Origin of the sequence: Streptomyces sp. NPDC020362 (assembly GCF_040642095.1) — a bacterium.
Lineage (GTDB): Bacteria > Actinomycetota > Actinomycetes > Streptomycetales > Streptomycetaceae > Streptomyces.
Genome location: NZ_JBFAET010000015.1, coordinates 37,918 through 54,843, shown reverse-complemented (window position 1 = coordinate 54,843; position 16,926 = coordinate 37,918). Strand labels below are relative to the sequence as shown.

Annotated in this window: 13 protein-coding genes and 1 riboswitch; of the genes, 9 read left to right on the top strand and 4 right to left on the bottom strand. The window is 73.3% G+C overall.

Going from position 1 to position 16,926, the window contains the following annotated elements:
- Positions 1–296 precede the first annotated feature (296 nt).
- On the bottom strand, positions 297–1,424 hold the full coding sequence (locus AB0H32_RS09360; RefSeq protein ID WP_361116734.1) for an alpha/beta fold hydrolase: 1,128 nt from the start codon (positions 1,422–1,424) through the stop codon (positions 297–299).
- A gap of 116 nt (positions 1,425–1,540) precedes the next feature.
- Positions 1,541–2,209 carry a class II aldolase/adducin family protein gene (locus tag AB0H32_RS09355; protein ID WP_361116731.1) on the bottom strand — a complete coding sequence of 223 codons (669 nt, stop codon included), beginning with the start codon at positions 2,207–2,209 and terminating at the stop codon, positions 1,541–1,543.
- Between the two features lie 567 nt (positions 2,210–2,776).
- Here AB0H32_RS09355 and AB0H32_RS09350 point away from each other — a divergent pair.
- Positions 2,777–4,024 carry an inorganic phosphate transporter gene (locus tag AB0H32_RS09350; protein WP_361116728.1) on the top strand — a complete coding sequence of 416 codons (1,248 nt, stop codon included), beginning with the start codon at positions 2,777–2,779 and terminating at the stop codon, positions 4,022–4,024.
- Between the two features lie 34 nt (positions 4,025–4,058).
- Positions 4,059–4,286, top strand: a complete 228-nt coding sequence (locus AB0H32_RS09345; RefSeq protein ID WP_361116725.1) for a hypothetical protein — start codon at positions 4,059–4,061, stop codon at positions 4,284–4,286.
- A 112-nt stretch (positions 4,287–4,398) separates the two neighbouring features.
- On the opposite strand, the gene AB0H32_RS09340 is transcribed toward AB0H32_RS09345, so the two are convergent.
- Positions 4,399–4,752 carry a CU044_2847 family protein gene (locus AB0H32_RS09340; RefSeq protein ID WP_361116722.1) on the bottom strand — a complete coding sequence of 118 codons (354 nt, stop codon included), beginning with the start codon at positions 4,750–4,752 and terminating at the stop codon, positions 4,399–4,401.
- 206 nt (positions 4,753–4,958) lie between these two features.
- Positions 4,959–5,101: riboswitch (cobalamin riboswitch) on the top strand.
- Positions 5,102–5,202: 101 nt separating this feature from the next.
- On the opposite strand from AB0H32_RS09340, the gene AB0H32_RS09335 reads away from it, so the two are divergent.
- Genes AB0H32_RS09335 through cobI form a run of 7 tightly spaced genes read left to right on the top strand, consistent with a single transcriptional unit; the run spans position 5,203 to position 16,065 of the window.
- Positions 5,203–6,147 (top strand): cobalamin biosynthesis protein, encoded by a 945-nt coding sequence (locus AB0H32_RS09335; RefSeq protein ID WP_361116719.1) that lies wholly within the window; start codon positions 5,203–5,205, stop codon positions 6,145–6,147.
- Positions 6,144–7,676, top strand: coding sequence for a cobyric acid synthase (locus AB0H32_RS09330; protein WP_361116716.1), 1,533 nt, complete (start codon positions 6,144–6,146; stop codon positions 7,674–7,676). The genes AB0H32_RS09335 and AB0H32_RS09330 overlap by 4 nt, the downstream gene beginning before the upstream one ends.
- Complete coding sequence (gene cobN, locus AB0H32_RS09325) at positions 7,673–11,341, top strand: cobaltochelatase subunit CobN (RefSeq protein WP_361116713.1); 3,669 nt, start codon at positions 7,673–7,675, stop codon at positions 11,339–11,341. Before AB0H32_RS09330 ends, cobN begins: the two co-directional genes overlap by 4 nt.
- Positions 11,338–13,329 carry a putative cobaltochelatase gene (locus AB0H32_RS09320; RefSeq protein ID WP_361116710.1) on the top strand — a complete coding sequence of 664 codons (1,992 nt, stop codon included), beginning with the start codon at positions 11,338–11,340 and terminating at the stop codon, positions 13,327–13,329. Before cobN ends, AB0H32_RS09320 begins: the two co-directional genes overlap by 4 nt.
- Positions 13,329–13,937: a cob(I)yrinic acid a,c-diamide adenosyltransferase gene (gene cobO / locus AB0H32_RS09315; protein ID WP_361116707.1), complete on the top strand. Its 609-nt coding sequence runs from the start codon at positions 13,329–13,331 to the stop codon at positions 13,935–13,937. The genes AB0H32_RS09320 and cobO overlap by 1 nt, the downstream gene beginning before the upstream one ends.
- The gene (locus AB0H32_RS09310; protein WP_361116704.1) at positions 13,931–15,337 is read left to right on the top strand and encodes a cobyrinate a,c-diamide synthase; all 1,407 of its coding nucleotides are present in this window, start codon (positions 13,931–13,933) and stop codon (positions 15,335–15,337) included. The genes cobO and AB0H32_RS09310 overlap by 7 nt, the downstream gene beginning before the upstream one ends.
- Complete coding sequence (gene cobI, locus AB0H32_RS09305; protein ID WP_361116701.1) at positions 15,334–16,065, top strand: precorrin-2 C(20)-methyltransferase; 732 nt, start codon at positions 15,334–15,336, stop codon at positions 16,063–16,065. Before AB0H32_RS09310 ends, cobI begins: the two co-directional genes overlap by 4 nt.
- Positions 16,066–16,079: 14 nt before the next feature.
- Here cobI and AB0H32_RS09300 read toward each other — a convergent pair whose 3' ends face one another.
- Positions 16,080–16,811: a ZIP family metal transporter gene (locus AB0H32_RS09300; RefSeq protein WP_361116698.1), complete on the bottom strand. Its 732-nt coding sequence runs from the start codon at positions 16,809–16,811 to the stop codon at positions 16,080–16,082.
- Positions 16,812–16,926: the final 115 nt, after the last annotated feature.

The window sequence follows — 16,926 nt, the reverse complement described above, 5'->3', positions numbered from 1 at the left end:
CGGCCGGGGGGCGGGGCGGCGTGGGCGCCGCTGGTTCACAGCTCGGGGGGCGGCGGCCAGGGGTCGCGGTCGGACGAGTCGAAGCCTGGAGTCGCGCGGGATACGGGACGTCACGGGTGCAGTCTTCCGGTTGACGGTCCGAAAACCCAAACGGAATGTCACGGGGGGCGACGGGGCTGGCCAACGCACGGGTTCCGACGCCGGGCGAAGAGACATGTTCAAGCCAGTCGTACACACTTAAACGGAATGGCTGGAACCGGGGCTTCCACCTTGTGCCGGTGAGGTCGGGGGCGCGCTCACATCAGCGGGGTCAGGAACCGGCGCAGGCGCTCCTCGTACTCCTCGGGGTCCGCGTTCCACATCGCCCCGTGCGGGGCCCTGGCCACGGTGTGCAGGGCGACGCGGTCGGGGCGGCGGGCGGCCAGGCGGCGGGAGTACTCCCACGGGGCCACCGAGTCGTCCGGGCCGTGGACGATCAGGGTGGGCACGGCGAGCCGGTCGGGGTCGGTGAGCTCCGCGAGCCCGTCGGGGTGCAGCCCGGCCCGGCCCTGCGCGGCCCGCACCGCGAGCGGCAGCAGCGGCTCGGGGGTGTGGCGGGCCTGGGCGAGGGCGCGCAGGGTGGCCTGCCAGCTGAGCACCGGCGAGTCGAGGATCAGTCCGGCGACGCGCTCGCGCACGGCGGAGTGCTCGGCGGCGCGCAGGGCCATGGTGGCGCCGGTGGACCAGCCGAGGAGGACGACCCGGCGGGCGCCGTAGCGGACGGCGTAGCGGATCGCCGCGTCCACGTCGCGCCACTCGGTCTCGCCGAGGTGGCCCAGCCCGTCCGGCGGGCGCGGGGCGCCGAGGTCGCCGCGGTAGGCGAGCGCGAGGACCGGCAGGCGGCGGCGGTGCAGGAACTCCATCACGTTCATGGCGTGCTCGCGGGTGGTGCCGAGGCCGTGCACCGCGATCACCCAGGTGTCCCGGTAGCCGGGCACGAACCAGGCGGGCAGGGCCCCGAGTTCGCCGGGCACGTCGATGTCGGAGTGGTCGAGGCCGAGGGCGGCGCCCGGATTGCCGACGTAGAGGTTCGGGGTGAGCCATACGGCGTCGCCGGGGGCGAGGGTGCCGTGCGTGACGCGTACGAGACGGCGTACGACGGCGTCGGCGGTGTGCTCGGCAGCCTCCAGGACGGGGCCGACGACCGCGTGGGAGCCGTCGCCGGCCAGACCGTAGGTGCCGGGGCGCAGGGAGGCCAGGTCGCGGGTGAGCGCGATACGGCCTGCGGCGGTGCCGTGCACGGTGAGCCGGGGTTCGGTGGGCAGGGGACGCCCCGCCGGCGCCTTCAGCGCGGCGTCGCTGGCCAGGCGGCCGGCGGCCACGGATGCCGCACCGGCGGCCAGGACGGCGGTGAGTGCGGCGGCGGTCGCTTTGACGGTGCGCACGCATCCAGTGTCGTGGGGGTTGCCGGTACGGGCCAGCCGAACGGGTGATCAGGCACCGGCGGAAGCAGGAAGGCGCCGGCCGACGGGGCGGAACGAGGGGACCCGCGGCGCGGGGGTCACCGCTGTTGACCGTACCCCTTCAAGCGCGCCCCCGCCTCCGCCATCTGTTCCTCCGTCAGCAGGGAGGGCGCCCGTCCCGGTAGCGCCGAAGCCGTCAGCCACAGGTGGCACATCCACTCCAGCTGGGCGGTGCGGTCGTAGGCCTGGTCGAGGGTGGTGCCGTAGGTGATCATGCCGTGGTTCTGCAGGAGGCAGCCGGAGCGGCCGGCCAGGGCGCGGAGCATGTTCTCGGCCAGTTCGTCCGTGCCGTACGCCGCGTACCGGGCGACCCGCACGGGGCCGCCCAGGGCCGCGGCCATGTAGTGGACCGGGGGCAGCTCGGTCACGAGGGTGGAGACGGCCGTGGCGTGCACCGCGTGGGTGTGGACGACGGCACGGGCGTCGGTGGTGCGGTAGACGGAGAGGTGCATGGGCAGTTCACTGGTCGGCACGAGCGCGCCGAGCACCTGCCGCCCGTCGAGGTCGACGCCGGTGATGTCGTCCGGGGTCAGCCGGTCGTAGGGCACGCCCGACGGGGTGACCAGCACGAGGTCCCCGACGCGCGCCGACACATTGCCGGAGGTGCCGACGACCAGCCCGTCCGTCACGGTCCGGCGGGCCGTTGCGACCACCCCCTCCCAGACACGCGCCTCTTCCTCGTTCGGGTCCCGCAGTTGTCCGGCCATGCGGGGATCCTGCCAGCCGCAGGGGCACCGAGCGGTGTGGTCGCACAGATCGGACCGGAAGCCGCACCGCCGAGCAGCCGAGCAGCCGAGCAGCCGAGCAGCCGAGCGTCACCGCAGAACCGATGAAACGGGATCACTCCGTCCACCAGGGCCACGTCGACCGGCCTGGCACCCGCTCGCACGGCGCAGGGTTCGCCCGTCCACACCACCGCCCGGCGGCGGAGGCCTGCACCGGGGTCGCGCGTTGCCCTCGGACCGTCTCCCGTGGATCGCCCGTCACCGCGCGCCGGCCCCTGGGCCGCCGCCCGGCGGCCGGTCCTCCCGGACCTCGTGGCAGTACGCCGCCGGGGGCGGCCGGCCAGGTGACCGGAATCTCTTTCACGGGCCCCCGGACCGGCTGCGGGCCTACTCGCGAGGCCGGTGGCCAAGGGGCGTCTGAGGCTTCGATTCCGGACAGAACCCCGGACTCTCCCTGTCGATACCCCGACGCCTGCTCCAGTTCACCTTCCGTTCACCCAGGTTGCCTACGGTCCAACAACCAATGACCTCGAATGATTGCCTGGGTAAATGGAAAGCTTCTCGCTGATCCTCGCGATTGTGGTCGTGACCGCACTCGCGTTTGATTTCACGAACGGTTTCCACGACACCGCCAACGCGATGGCCACGACCATCTCGACCGGTGCACTCAAGCCCAAGGTCGCGGTGGCCATGTCCGCCGCCCTCAACCTTGTGGGCGCTTTCCTCTCCGTGGAGGTCGCCAACACGATCTCCAAGGGTCTCGTCGATGAGAACGGCATCCGTCCCGAGGTCATCTTCGCCGCCCTCGTCGGCGCGATCCTCTGGAACCTGGTGACCTGGCTCGTGGGCCTGCCCTCCAGTTCCTCGCACGCCCTGATGGGCGGCCTGATCGGCGCCACCGTCGCCTCCGCGGGCTTCGGTGCGGTCCACGGTGACGTCCTGGTCACCAAGGTTCTGCTGCCGGCGGTCGCCGCCCCGGTCGTGGCCGGTCTCGCGGCGCTGCTCGCCACCCGGTTCTCCTACGGCATCGGCCGAGGCGCCGAGGGCGAGGCCACCCGCAAGGGCTACCGCGCCGGACAGATCGCCTCCGCCGGCCTGGTCTCGCTCGCCCACGGCACCAACGACGCCCAGAAGACGATGGGCATCATCACGCTCGCGCTGATCGCGGGCGGTGCGATCGCCCCCGGCTCCAACCCTCCCACCTGGGTGATCCTCTCGGCCGGCCTCGCCATCGCGCTCGGCACCTACATCGGCGGCTGGCGCATCATCCGCACCATGGGCACGGGGCTCACCGACCTGGAGCCGCGACAGGGCTTCGCCGCCCAGACCAGCGCGGCCACGGCCATCCTGGCCTCCTCCCACCTGGGCTTCTCCCTCTCCACCACCCATGTCGTCTCCGGCTCGGTGATGGGTGCGGGCGTCGGCCGCAAGGGCGGTGTGGTCCGCTGGTCCACCGCGACCCGCATGGCCGTCGCCTGGGTGCTCACCCTCCCGGCCGCCGCGCTGGTCGGCGCGGGCGCCGAGTCCCTGACAGACCTGGGCGACTGGGGCACCGCGGTCGTCGCCGTCTTCCTCGTCGGCACCAGCGCCGGGATCTGGAAGCTGTCCCGCCGCGAGGTCGTCGACCACACCAACGTCGTCGCCGACGACGCCGATCCGGCCGGCGTGGTGACCACCGCCATCGCCGCGGTGACCCCGCCCCCCGCGGGCGTCGTCACCGAGGACCTGACGGCCACCATCCCGGCTCCGGCCGCCACCGACCCGGCCCCGGCGACGCCTCCGGCCGCCACCGTCTGACCCCGAGCACCCGGTAACTGAAGGAAGCATCCCCATGAAGATCGACTGGGCGGCCCTCGGCTCCGTCTTCGGCGTCAGCCTCGTGTTCGCGGTGGGCCTGGTGACCCTGTTCACCCTCGGTGTCAACGGCCTGTCGCGGCGCGAGAAGGCCGCCGCGCAGGGCGGATCCGCGGCACTGGCCGTGACGGGTGCGTACGTGTGCTTCGCGGCCTGTGCGGCTGCGGTGGCGTACGGGATCTATCTGATCGTGGCCAAGGCCTGACACCCGAAGGCCAGGGCCTGACTCCCGAAGGTCGACGCCCGGCCCTCGAAAGGTCCGATACCGCCCTGCCGGGGCCCCTCACGGGTGCCCGGGCAGGGCGGTCGCCCGTTCGTCAGGGGCGTCCTTCACCGCCACGCTGGCCCGGGATGTCGGACCCGTCCTGGCCCGACCAGTGCATGGTCACCGTGAAGTGCGCCTCCGCGGACCCCTGGGCCACGACCACCCCCGCCTCCGCGCTCACGGTGATGCCGAACTCGACCGTGACCTTCTCCGGCGGTCTCGTCAGCCCGCGGGCCTCGTGCACCAGCGCGCCCAGCGCCGGCCGTACCCGGGCGAGCGCCTGCTGGAGGGTCTCCTCCGCCCCGCCGCCCCGCGAGACCCGCTGCACTCCGGCGGGCCCTTCGCCCGCCACCTCCAGCAGGACGACCTGACCGTCGTCCAGCAGCATCTCGCCCACGTACGCCACCGTGCGTCTCCTCCCGCGTCCGTTCCATCCCGTATGACACGTACGCGCTATTGCAGATCCTCACGGTCCGTGAGCACAAGGAGGCGCCCCGAATGCCGCCCGGGCGACGGGGAATTCACCGCAAGCCGGTCGTCCGGCGCCGCCCGGCGTGTCGGCGATGTGGGCCTCAGCACAGTCCACCGTTGCTGGTCAAAGGCAAGTTGACGGCCCTTCCGGGTGCGTGGTGGACTGCCCGGGCCATGTACGGCGGCAGAAGAGGAAGCCGGTGCGAATCCGGCGCGGTCCCGCCACTGTCACCGGGGAAGAACACCCCGGGAGCCAGGAACTCTCACCGCCGGTCTCGTCGAACCAGGGCGCGGACACCCTGAGTGAGGACACATATCGTCATGCTCGGCCGCCGATCCAGGACCAGTACCAGGCCCGCCCCTGAGCCCACGGCCGGCTGAGCCGATGGGTGCCGATCGCTCATACGCGTACGGCGCCGCAGCCGGCCTTCTCGGTGATCTGCTCCTCGGCGATCCGCGCCGCGGGCATCCGGTCGCCGTGTTCGGGCGTACGGCCGCGGCCGTGGAGCGGGTGCTGTGGCACGACCACCGTGGCTGGGGCGCGCTGCACACCGCTGTGTGCGCCGGCGGCGCCGTCGCCCTCGGCGTCGTCGCCGAACGGGCCGTACGCCGCTCCCCCGTCGCCTCGGCCGCACTGGCCGGTGCCGCCACCTGGGCGGTCGTCGGGGGCACTTCGCTGGCCCGGGAGGCCCGGACCATCGGGCGTGCCCTGGAGGCCGGGGACGTCGAGGCGGCGCGGGCGCGGCTGCCGCATCTGTGCGGCCGGGATCCGCAGGCCCTCGACGCCGACGGGATCGCCCGGGCCGTCGTGGAGTCCGTCGCCGAGAACACCTCCGACGCCGTCGTGGGCGCGCTGGTGTGGGGTGCGGTGGGCGGGGTGCCGGGGCTGCTCGGGTTCCGGGCCGTCAACACCCTGGATGCGATGGTGGGTCACAAGTCGGCCCGCTTCCGGCGCTACGGCTGGGCCTCCGCCCGCCTCGACGACGTCGCCGGCTGGCCGGGGGCGCGGCTGACCGCCGTACTCGCCGCCGCGGCCGGGCCCGATCCCCGCGGCGCCCTGCGCGCCTGGCGGGCCGACGCGCGCAGGCATCCGAGCCCCAACGCCGGGCCCGTCGAAGCCTCGTTCGCGGGTGCGCTCGGTGTGCGGCTGGGCGGGACGCTGTCCTACGGCGGGCGCGTCGAACACCGGCCCGTCCTCAACGGGAACACCGGGCGGTCCGTCCAAATCACCGACATCGACCGGGCCGTACGGCTCTCCCGCCGCATCGGCCTGCTCGCGCTCGGCGTCTCCGTCGCCGCGCGCCGACTCGTGAAGGGACGTGCGAAGTGAGCGGTGGTCTCCTCGTCGCCGGCACCACCTCCGACGCCGGCAAGAGCGTCGTGACGGCCGGGATCTGCCGGTGGCTGGTGCGCCGGGGCGTCAAGGTCGCGCCCTTCAAGGCGCAGAACATGTCCCTCAACTCGTTCGTGACGCGTCAGGGCGCGGAGATCGGGCGGGCGCAGGCCATGCAGGCCCAGGCCTGCCGGATCGAGCCGACCGCGCTGATGAACCCCGTGCTGCTCAAGCCCGGTGGTGAGCGCAGCAGCCAGGTGGTGCTGCTGGGCCGGCCGGTGGGCGAGATGAGCGCACGCGGCTACCACGGAGGGCGCCAGCAGCAGTTGCTGGGCACGGTCCTGGACTGTCTGGCCGAGTTGCGGGGCACATATGACGCGGTGATCTGTGAGGGGGCGGGTTCGCCCGCGGAGATCAATCTGCGGCGGACCGACATCGTGAACATGGGGATCGCGCGGGGCGCGCGGCTGCCCGTGCTCGTCGTCGGCGACATCGACCGGGGCGGTGTCTTCGCCTCCTTCTTCGGCACGGTCGCCCTGCTCTCGCCCGAGGACCAGGAGCTGGTCGCCGGGTTCCTGGTGAACAAGTTCCGGGGGGACGTCTCCCTGCTGGAGCCGGGCCTGGACATGCTGCACGGGCTCACCGGGCGGCGCACGTACGGGGTCCTGCCCTTCCGGCACGGGCTCGGCATCGACGAGGAGGACGGACTGCGGGTGTCCCTGCGGGGCACGGTCCGGGAGTCGTCCGTGGCTCCCCCGGTCGGCGAGGACGTCCTGCGGGTCGCCGTCTGCGCCATCCCGCTCATGTCGAACTTCACGGACGTGGACGCGCTGGCCGCCGAACCGGGCGTCGTGGTCCGGTTCGTGGACCGGCCGGAGGAACTGGCGGACGCCGACCTCGTGGTGATCCCGGGGACGCGCGGGACCGTACGGGCGCTGCAGTGGCTGCGCGAGCGCGGGCTCGCGGACGCGCTCGTTGGGCGGGCCCGCGAAGGCCGCCCGGTCCTCGGCATCTGCGGCGGCTTCCAGATCCTCGGCGAGCACATCGAGGACGACGTCGAGTCGCGGGCCGGCGCGGTCCCCGGGCTCGGTGTGCTGCCCGTGCGGGTGCGGTTCGCCCGCGAGAAGACCCTGACGCGGCCCACCGGCAAGGCCCTCGGCGAGCACGTCGAGGGGTACGAGATCCACCACGGGGTCGCCGAGGTGACGGGCGGCGACCCGTTCTTCTGCGACGACGCAGGCCGCAGCCTGGACGGCTGCCGGGTCGGCCAGGCCTGGGGCACCCACTGGCACGGCTCGCTGGAGTCGGACGGCTTCAGGCGGGCCTTCCTCGGGGAGGTGGCGGCCGCCGCGGGCCGCCGCTTCGTACCGGCCCCCGACACCTCGTTCGCCGCGCTGCGCGAGGAGCAGCTCGACCGGCTCGGCGACCTGATCGAACAGCACGCGGACACGGACGCGCTCTGGCGGCTCATCGAGTCGGGCGCGCCGCAAGGACTGCCTTTCATTCCACCGGGAGCGCCCGCATGAGCACAGTGTTGTTGTTGTCGACCGCCGACACCGATCTGCTGGCGGCCCGCGCCTCCGGCGCCGCGTACCGGATCGGCAACCCGACCCGGGTGGACGTGGCCGCCGAGCTGCCCGGCCTTGTCGAGGGCGCGGACCTCGCCGTGGTACGGCTGCTGGGCGGCAAGCGCGCCTGGGAGGACGGACTCGCCGCGTTGCGGGCGTCCGGGATCCCGACCGTGCTGCTGGGCGGCGAGGCCGTGCCGGACGCCGAGCTGATGGCCGAGTCGTCCGTTCCGGCGGGTGTCGTGGCGGAGGCGCTGAAGTACCTGGTCGAGGGCGGGCCCGCGAACCTGACCGAGCTGGCCCGGTTCCTGTCCGACACCGTGCTGCTCACCGGTGAGGGGTTCGAGGAGCCGCAGAAGATGCCGGAGTACGGGGTGCACGGCGAGCGTGCCCTCGTCGAGGGCCGCCCCACCGTCGGCGTGCTCTTCTACCGGGCCCACGAGCTGAGCGGAAACACCGCCTTCGTCGACACGCTGTGCGACGCGATCGAGGCGCACGGCGCCAACGCCCTGCCCGTGTACTGCGGTTCCCTGCGCGGTGCGGACGCCGGGCTGTACGAGATCCTCGGCCGGACCGACGCCCTGGTCGCCACCGTCCTCGCCGCCGGCGGCACGCACGCCTCGCAGGCCTCGGCGGGCGGCGACGAGGAGGCCTGGGACATCGGGGCCCTCGCCGATCTGGACGTCCCTGTGCTGCAGGGGCTCTGCCTCACCTCCTCGCAGGCCGCCTGGGACGAGTCGGACGCCGCCCTGTCCCCCATGGACGCGGCGATGCAGGTCGCCATCCCGGAGTTCGACGGGCGCCTGATCACGGTGCCGTTCTCCTTCAAGGAGCAGGGCCCGGACGAGGTCCCGGTGTACGTCGCCGACCCCGAGCGGGCCGGGCGCGTGGCCGGAATCGCCGTACGGCACGCGCGGCTCGGGCACAAGGCGAACGCCGACAAGAAGCTCGCGCTCGTCTTCACCGCGTACCCGACCAAGCACTCGCGGGTCGGCAACGCGGTCGGCCTCGACACGCCCGCGTCCGCGGTGCGTGTCCTGGACGCCCTGAAGGAGGCCGGGTACGCCCTCACCGACTACCCGGACAACGGCGACGAGTTGATCCACCGGCTCATCGGGGCCGGCGGGCACGATGTCGAGTGGCTCACCGAGGAGCAGCTGGCCGCGGCGCCCGCCCGCGTGCCCCTGGCCGACTACCGGGCCTGGTTCGACAGGCTCGATCCGGAGCTCAGGGACGCCATGCTCGAGGCGTGGGGCGAACCGCCGGGCAGCCTGTACGTGGACGGCGACGACATCGTGCTGGCCTCCCTGCAGTTCGGGAACGTCGTCGTGATGATCCAGCCGCCGCGCGGCTTCGGCGAGAACCCGATCGCGATCTACCACGATCCGGACATGCCGCCCTCGCACCACTACATGGCGGCCTACCGCTGGCTGGAGGCCGCGACGTCCGAGGGGGGCTTCGGGGCCGACGCGATCGTGCACATGGGCAAGCACGGCACGATGGAGTGGCTGCCGGGCAAGGGGCTCGGCCTCTCCCGGGGCTGCGCGCCGGACGCCGTCCTCGGCGATCTCCCGCTGATCTACCCGTTCATCGTCAACGACCCCGGCGAGGGCACCCAGGCCAAGCGGCGCGGGCACGCCACGGTGGTCGACCACCTCGTGCCGCCGATGGCGCGTGCCGACACCTACGGCGACCTGGCCAAGCTGGAGCAGCTGCTGGACGAGTACGCGCTCGTCTCCGACCTGGACCCGTCGAAGGCACCGGCGGTGCGGGCGCAGATCTGGACCCTGGTCAAGGCGGCCGAGCTGCACCACGACCTGCACGTGGACGAGCAGCCGGGCGACGACGACTTCGACGAGTTCGTCATGCACATCGACGGCTATCTGTGCGAGATCAAGGACGTGCAGATCCGGGACGGTCTGCACATCCTGGGCGGCGGGCCGGTCGGCGAGCCGCGGGTGAACCTGGTCCTCGCCGTGCTGCGCGCCTCCCAGGTGTGGGGCGGGCAGGCGAACGCCCTGCCGGGGCTGCGGGCCTCGCTGGCCGAGCACTTCGGGCTCGTGGAGAAGGAGTTGCTCGCCGAGCCGGGCGCGCCGGTGAAGGTGCCGGTCGAGCTGACGGACCTGGTCGAGGGGCCGTCCCGTACGGCCGCCGACGCGATCGACCTGCTGGAGCAGCTGTGCCGGCGGATCGCGGAGGGCATGGAGGCCCGCGGCTGGACGGTGGCCGAGAGCGCGCCGCTGGTCCGCGAGGTCCTGGGCACCGGACTCCCGGACGCGGTGGCCGTGGTGGAGTTCGCCTGCACCGAGGTGGTTCCGCGTCTCGCCCGCACGACCGACGAGATCGGGCACATCCTGCGCGCGCTGGACGGCGGTTACGTCCCGGCGGGCCCGTCCGGTTCGCCGACCCGCGGCCTTGTCAACGTGCTGCCGACCGGTCGCAACTTCTACTCCGTCGACCCCAAGGCCATCCCCTCCCGGCTGAGCTGGGAGGTCGGCCAGTCGCTCGCCGACTCCCTGGTACAGCGGTATCTGCAGGACACCGGGGAGTACCCGAAGTCGGTCGGCCTCACGGTCTGGGGCACCTCGGCGATGCGCACCCAGGGCGACGACATCGCCGAGATCCTGGCGCTGCTGGGCTGCCGCCCGGTCTGGGACGACGCCTCGCGCCGGGTGACGGGCTTCGAGGTGATTCCCCTGGCCGAGCTGGGCCGGCCGCGCATCGACGTCACGGTCCGCATCTCCGGCTTCTTCCGGGACGCGTTCCCGCATGTGGTCGGGCTGATCGACGACGCGGTGCGGTCGGTGGCCGAACTGGACGAGCCCGCCGGGCAGAACTTCGTGAAGGCGCACGCCGACGAGGACACCGCCGGGCACGGTGACCGGCGGCGCGCGACGGCCCGTGTCTTCGGCTCGAAGCCGGGGGCGTACGGCGCCGGTCTGCTGCCGCTGATCGACGCCCGCAACTGGCGCTCCGACGCCGACCTCGCCGAGGTGTACGCGGTGTGGGGCGGGTACGCGTACGGGCGCGGGCTCGACGGGCGGGCGGCACGCGGGGACATGGAGACCGCGTTCAAGCGGATCGCGGTCGCCGCGAAGAACGTCGACACCCGCGAGCACGACCTGGTCGACGCCGACGACTACTTCCAGTACCACGGCGGCATGGTCGCCATGGTCCGCCACCTGACCGGCGCCAACCCCGAGGCCTACGTCGGCGACAGCGCCGTACCCGACCAGGTGAGGACGCGCACGCTCGGCGAGGAGACGCACCGCGTCTTCCGGGCCCGCGTGGTCAACCCGCGCTGGATGGCGGCCATGCGCCGGCACGGCTACAAGGGCGCCTTCGAGATGGCGGCGACCGTGGACTACCTGTTCGGCTACGACGCGACGGCGGGCGTGGTCGACGACTGGATGTACGAGAAGCTCAGCGCGGAGTACGTCTTCGACCCGGAGAACCGGGACTTCATGAAGAAGTCCAACCCGTGGGCCCTGCGCGGGATCACCGAGCGGCTCCTCGAGGCGGCGGACCGCGGGCTGTGGGCCGAGCCGGACGCGGACACGCTGGAGCGGCTGCGCGCCACCTATCTGGAGCTGGAAGGCGACTTGGAGGGCGACGAGAAGTGAGTACCCCGTTTCCGTTCACGGCCGTCGTCGGCCAGGACGACCTGCGGCTCGCGCTGCTGCTGAACGCCGTGTCGCCGGCGGTCGGCGGTGTGCTGGTGCGCGGCGAGAAGGGCACTGCCAAGTCGACGGCGGTGCGGGCCCTTTCCGCGCTGCTGCCGGAGGTGTCCGTGGTCCCCGGGTGCCGTTTCTCCTGTGACCCGGCGGCGCCGGACGCGTCCTGTCCGGACGGGCCGCACGAGGCCGGGGCCGGTGCGTCGCGGCCCGCGCGGATGGTCGAGCTGCCGGTCGGCGCCTCCGAGGACCGGCTGGTCGGCGCGCTCGACATCGAGCGGGCGCTCGCCGAGGGCGTGAAGGCGTTCGAGCCGGGCCTGCTGGCCGACGCGCACCGCGGGATCCTCTACGTGGACGAGGTCAACCTCCTCCACGACCACCTGGTCGACCTGCTGCTGGACGCGGCGGCCATGGGCGCCTCCTACGTCGAGCGGGAGGGTGTCTCGGTACGGCACGCGGCCCGGTTCCTGCTCGTCGGCACGATGAACCCGGAAGAGGGCGAGCTGCGGCCGCAGCTGCTCGACCGGTTCGGGCTGACCGTGGAGGTCGCGGCCTCGCGCGAGCCCGACCAGCGGGTGGAGGTCGTACGGCGCAGGCTGGCCTACGACGACGACCCGGCCGGGTTCGCCGCGCGGTGGGCGCAGGAGGAGGCCGCCGTGCGGCAGCGGATCGTGGCGGCGCGGCAGTTGCTGCCACAGGTACGGCTGGGCGACGGGGCGCTCAGGCAGATCGCGGCCACCTGCGCGGCCTTCGAGGTCGACGGCATGCGCGCCGACATCGTGATGGCACGTACGGCGACCGCGCTGGCCGCGTGGGCCGGGCGGACCGATGTGCTCGCCGAGGACGTGCGGCAGGCCGCGCTGCTCGCGCTGCCGCACCGGCGGCGGCGGAACCCCTTCGACGCGCCGGGTCTTGACGAGGACAAGCTGGACGAGACGCTGGAGCAGTTCTCCGGCGAGAGCGACGACGATCCGGACCCCGACGGGCCCGGCGGCGGCGGGCGTCCGGCGCCCGACAGCGGCCCGCAGGACGACGGCGGCGGCGCCGCTCGGCCCGAGACCGGTGAGGGCGGTCAGCCGCAGGCCTCCGGCGCCGAGGAGCAGCAGGCCGTACGGGCGGCCGAACCGTTCCGTACGAAGGTGCTGAGCGTGCCGGGCCTCGGTGAGGGTGCCGCCGGGCGGCGCTCGCGGGCGCGGACCGAACACGGGCGCACCACCGGGGCCCGCAGGCCCCGGGGCACGCTGACCAAGCTGCACCTGGCGGCCACCGTGCAGGCCGCCGCCCCGCACCAGCGGGCGCGCGGGCGGTCCGGGCCGGGGCTGGTGCTGCGCCGGGACGATCTGCGGCAGGCGACGCGGGAGGGGCGCGAGGGCAACCTCGTGCTGTTCGTGGTCGACGCCTCCGGGTCGATGGCGGCGCGGCAGCGGATGAGCGCCGTCAAAGGTGCTGTCCTGTCCCTGCTCCTTGACGCCTATCAGCGGCGGGACAAGGTGGGTCTGGTGACCTTCCGGGGCGCCGCGGCGGACGTCGCGCTGCCGCCGACCTCGTCCGTGGACGCGGCGGCGGCCCGGCTCCAGTCGCTTCCGACGGGCGGTCGTACCCCGCTCGCGGCCGGACTGCTCAAGGCGCACGAGGTGCTGCGGGTGGAGCGGCTGCGGGATCCGGCGCGGCGGGCGCTGGTCGTGGTGGTGACCGACGGGCGGGCCACCGGCGGCCCCGAGCCGGTCGCACTGGCGGGCCGGGCGGCCCGGCTGTTCGCGGCCGAGGGTGTCGCCTCGGTGGTCGTGGACTGCGAGTCGGGGCCGGTGCGGCTCGGGCTCGCCGGGCAGCTCGCGGGTGAGCTGGGCGGCACGGCCGTCACGCTGGACGAGCTGCGGGCCGACTCGATCGCCGGGCTGGTCAGGGACGTGCAGGGGACTTCGAGGAGGGCCGCGTAATGCCGCAGGGACAGCCGAGTGTGGTGCCGGACGACGGGCTGACGACCCGGCAGCGGCGCAACCGGCCGCTGGTCGTGGTGCACACCGGGATCGGCAAGGGCAAGTCGACGGCCGCCTTCGGCCTGGCGCTGCGCGCCTGGAACCAGGGCTGGCCGATCGGGGTGTTCCAGTTCGTCAAGTCGGCGAAGTGGAAGGTCGGCGAGGAGAACGCGCTGCGGGTGCTCGGCGCCTGTGGCGAGGGCGGGACCGTCGACTGGCACAAGATGGGCGAGGGCTGGTCGTGGGTCCAGCGCGACATCCAGGGTGACAACGCGACCAACGAGGAGAAGGCCCGGGAGGGCTGGGAGCAGGTCAAGCGGGACCTGGCCGCCGAGACGTACCGGCTGTACGTGCTGGACGAGTTCGCGTACCCCATGCACTGGGGGTGGGTGGACACGGACGAGGTCGTGGAGGTGCTGCGGAACCGGCCGGGGACGCAGCATGTGGTGATCACCGGGCGGAACGCGCCCGAGAAGCTGGTGGACTTCGCCGACCTCGTCACCGACATGTCCAAGGTCAAGCACCCCATGGACGTGGGGCAGAAGGGCCAGAAGGGCATCGAGTGGTGAGTTCCGTCCCCCGGCTGGTCATCGCCGCGCCGTCGTCCGGCAGCGGCAAGACCACCGTCGCCACGGGGCTGATGGCCGCGTTCGCCGCGCGGGGGCTAGTCGTGTCCCCGCACAAGGTCGGACCGGACTACATCGACCCCGGGTATCACACGCTCGCGACCGGGCGGGTGGGGCGCAACCTGGACGCGTACCTGTGCGGGCCGGAGCTGGTCGCTCCGCTGTTCCTGCACGGGGCGCAGGGGTGTGACCTCGCGGTCGTCGAGGGTGTGATGGGGCTGTACGACGGGGCCGCGGGCGAGGGGGAACTCGCGTCCACGGCCCATGTCGCCAAACTGCTCGGGGCGCCGGTGGTGCTGGTCGTGGACGCGTCGTCGCAGTCCCGGTCGGTGGCGGCGCTGGTGCATGGGTTTGCTTCCTGGGATCCGCAGGTGCGGATCGGGGGCGTGATCCTGAACAAGGTGGGGTCGGACCGGCACGAGTCGCTGTTGCGGGAGGCGCTGGATGCCTCCGGGGTGCCTGTGCTCGGGGTGTTGCGGCGGGTGCCTCAGGTGGATACGCCGTCTCGGCATCTGGGGTTGGTGCCGGTTGCCGAGCGGCGTTCGGCTGCGGTCGAGGCCGTTGCTGCGATGGCTGCGCAGGTGTCGCGTGGTTGCGACCTGGCCGCGCTGGAAGCACTTGCCCGTGCTGCCGGTCCCGTACCAGGGGGCTCCGCCCCCTGGACCCCCGCCTCGCCCACCCCCCACCCGACTCGGTCGGCCGAGAAGCAAGCCAACCCGGCTCGGGCGGGTGCGGGGCGGGGGCCTGTCGTTGCGGTTGCCGGTGGGGCCGCCTTCACCTTCTCCTACGCCGAGCACACCGAGCTGCTCACCGCCGCCGGTGCCGAAGTGGTCACCTTCGATCCGCTGCGGGACGAGCAACTGCCCGAAGGGACGGCAGGGTTGGTCATCGGGGGCGGATTCCCCGAGGTCTACGCCGGTGAGCTGTCCGCCAACGAGCCGCTCCGCAAGGCGATCGCCGAGCTGGCCCTCTCCGGTGCTCCCGTGGCCGCCGAATGCGCCGGGCTGCTCTACCTCTGCCGGGAGCTGGACGGCCGGCCCATGTGCGCGGTCCTGGACGCCACCGCGCGGATGACGGAACGGCTCACGCTGGGCTACCGGGACGCGGTGGCCGTCGGGGACAGTGTGCTGGCGGTCGCGGGCACGCGGATGCGCGGGCACGAGTTCCATCGCACGGTCGTCGAGCCCGGCGCCGGTGCGGCTCCCGCCTGGGGTCTGCGGACCCCGGTACGGCGGGTCGAAGGTTTTGTACAGCAGGGTGTGCACGCGAGTTATCTGCACACGCACTGGGCGTCCGAGCCCGGTGCGGCCCGTCGGTTCGTGGAGAGGTGCCGGACGTCATGAGCAGCAGGCTGGTCGGTGTCGGGGTCGGTCCCGGTGACCCGGAGCTGGTGACCGTCAAGGGGGTCAACGCGCTGCGCGCGGCCGAGGTCGTCGTCGTCCCCGTGATGGACACCGGGGAGCGGGGGCGGGCCGAGGCGACCGTGTTGCACTACGTGCCCGCGGAGAAGGTCGTCCGGGTGGTGTTCGCGCTGAACGAGCGGACCGACCGGGCGCGCCGGGAGGCGGCCTGGGACGCGGCGGGCGAGCGGGTCGCGGGGCTGCTGCGCGCGCACGGCTCCGTCGCCTTCGCCACCATCGGGGATCCGAACGTGTACTCGACGTTCACCTATCTCGCGCAGACCGTCGCGGAGCTGGTGCCGGGCACCGTGGTGGAGACCGTGCCCGGGATCACCGCCATGCAGGACCTGGCCGCGCGGTCGGGGGCCGTGCTCACCGAGGGCACCGAGCCGCTGACGCTGGTGCCGGTGACGGCGGGGGCTGCCGTGCTCAAGGAGGCGCTGGCCGGGCCGGGGACCGTCGTGGCGTACAAGTTCGGGCGGCAGGCCGCCGAGGTCGCCGAGGCGCTGCGGGAGACCGGGCGGATCGGGGACGCCGTGTGGGGGTCGGCGCTGGGGCTGCCGGAGGAGTCGGTGCGGCCGGCCGCAGAGCTGGACGGGGAGCCGCTGCCGTACCTCTCGACGCTGATCGCGCCGCCGCGGCGTGACAGCGGGCGGGGCGGGAAGCTGTGAGAGGGCCCGTGCGGTCAGCCGCCGGAGATGCCGACCACCAGCCAGATGAAGGCCGCGCCCGCCACCGTGCACAGCAGGGTGGAGCGGGCCGGGTGCTCGTGGTGGGCCTCGGGGAGGATCTCTGCGGCGGCGAGGTAGAGCAGTACGCCGCCGAAGAGACCGAGATAGCCGCCGAGAACCGGTTCCGGGATGTGGAAGAAGACGGTCGACAGGGCGCCCGCGAGGGGGGCGCAGGCGTCGGCGACCAGCATGCCTATCGCCCGGCGGCGCTCGTTGCCGTACAGGCTCGTGATGGTGAAGGTGTTGAAGCCGTCGGCGAAGTCGTGTGCGATCACGGCGAGCGCGACGGACGCGCCCATGCCACCGCCCACCTGGAAGGCCGCGCCGATCGCCACGCCGTCCATGGCGCTGTGGCCGACCATCGCGGCGGCCGCCGTCAGGCCCACCTCGGGCGCCCGGTGGTTGTGCTCGGCCCCGCCGTGGGCCGCCTGGCGCGCGGCCAGCGTGCGTTCCACCAGATGGGCCACCAGGAAGCCGGCCACGAACAGCAGCAGCGCAGCGGGTACGCCGAAGATCTCGCGGTCGGCCGCGTGCAGCGCCTCCGGCAGCAGATCCAGGCCGACCACGCCGAGCATCAGACCGCCGGCCAGTCCCAGGACGAGATGGCGACGGTCGGTCACGCGCTGTGCCGTCCAGCCGCCGGCCAGCGTCATCAGGAACGCGCCGAGCGCGACAAAGACCGCCATAGGCCCTTGCTATCCGATGGAAGCGCCTTCGCGCACATCCAGCGCCTTCCGCATTCCCCCAGACCCTGACATTCCACCCCCTTACGCCTTGCGTTTCCGTACGAGAGGACCCCTT

Excerpts from the sequence above, each read along its gene's own strand:
- AB0H32_RS09355 (WP_361116731.1), bottom strand. The coding sequence starts at position 2,209 with ATGGCCGGACAACTGCGGGACCCGAACGAGGAAGAGGCGCGTGTCTGG.
- AB0H32_RS09350 (WP_361116728.1), top strand. The coding sequence starts at position 2,777 with ATGGAAAGCTTCTCGCTGATCCTCGCGATTGTGGTCGTGACCGCACTC.
- AB0H32_RS09345 (WP_361116725.1), top strand. The coding sequence starts at position 4,059 with ATGAAGATCGACTGGGCGGCCCTCGGCTCCGTCTTCGGCGTCAGCCTC.
- AB0H32_RS09335 (WP_361116719.1), top strand. The coding sequence starts at position 5,203 with ATGGGTGCCGATCGCTCATACGCGTACGGCGCCGCAGCCGGCCTTCTC.
- cobN (WP_361116713.1), top strand. The coding sequence starts at position 7,673 with ATGAGCACAGTGTTGTTGTTGTCGACCGCCGACACCGATCTGCTGGCG.
- cobO (WP_361116707.1), top strand. The coding sequence starts at position 13,329 with ATGCCGCAGGGACAGCCGAGTGTGGTGCCGGACGACGGGCTGACGACC.
- cobI (WP_361116701.1), top strand. The coding sequence starts at position 15,334 with ATGAGCAGCAGGCTGGTCGGTGTCGGGGTCGGTCCCGGTGACCCGGAG.
- AB0H32_RS09300 (WP_361116698.1), bottom strand. The coding sequence starts at position 16,811 with ATGGCGGTCTTTGTCGCGCTCGGCGCGTTCCTGATGACGCTGGCCGGC.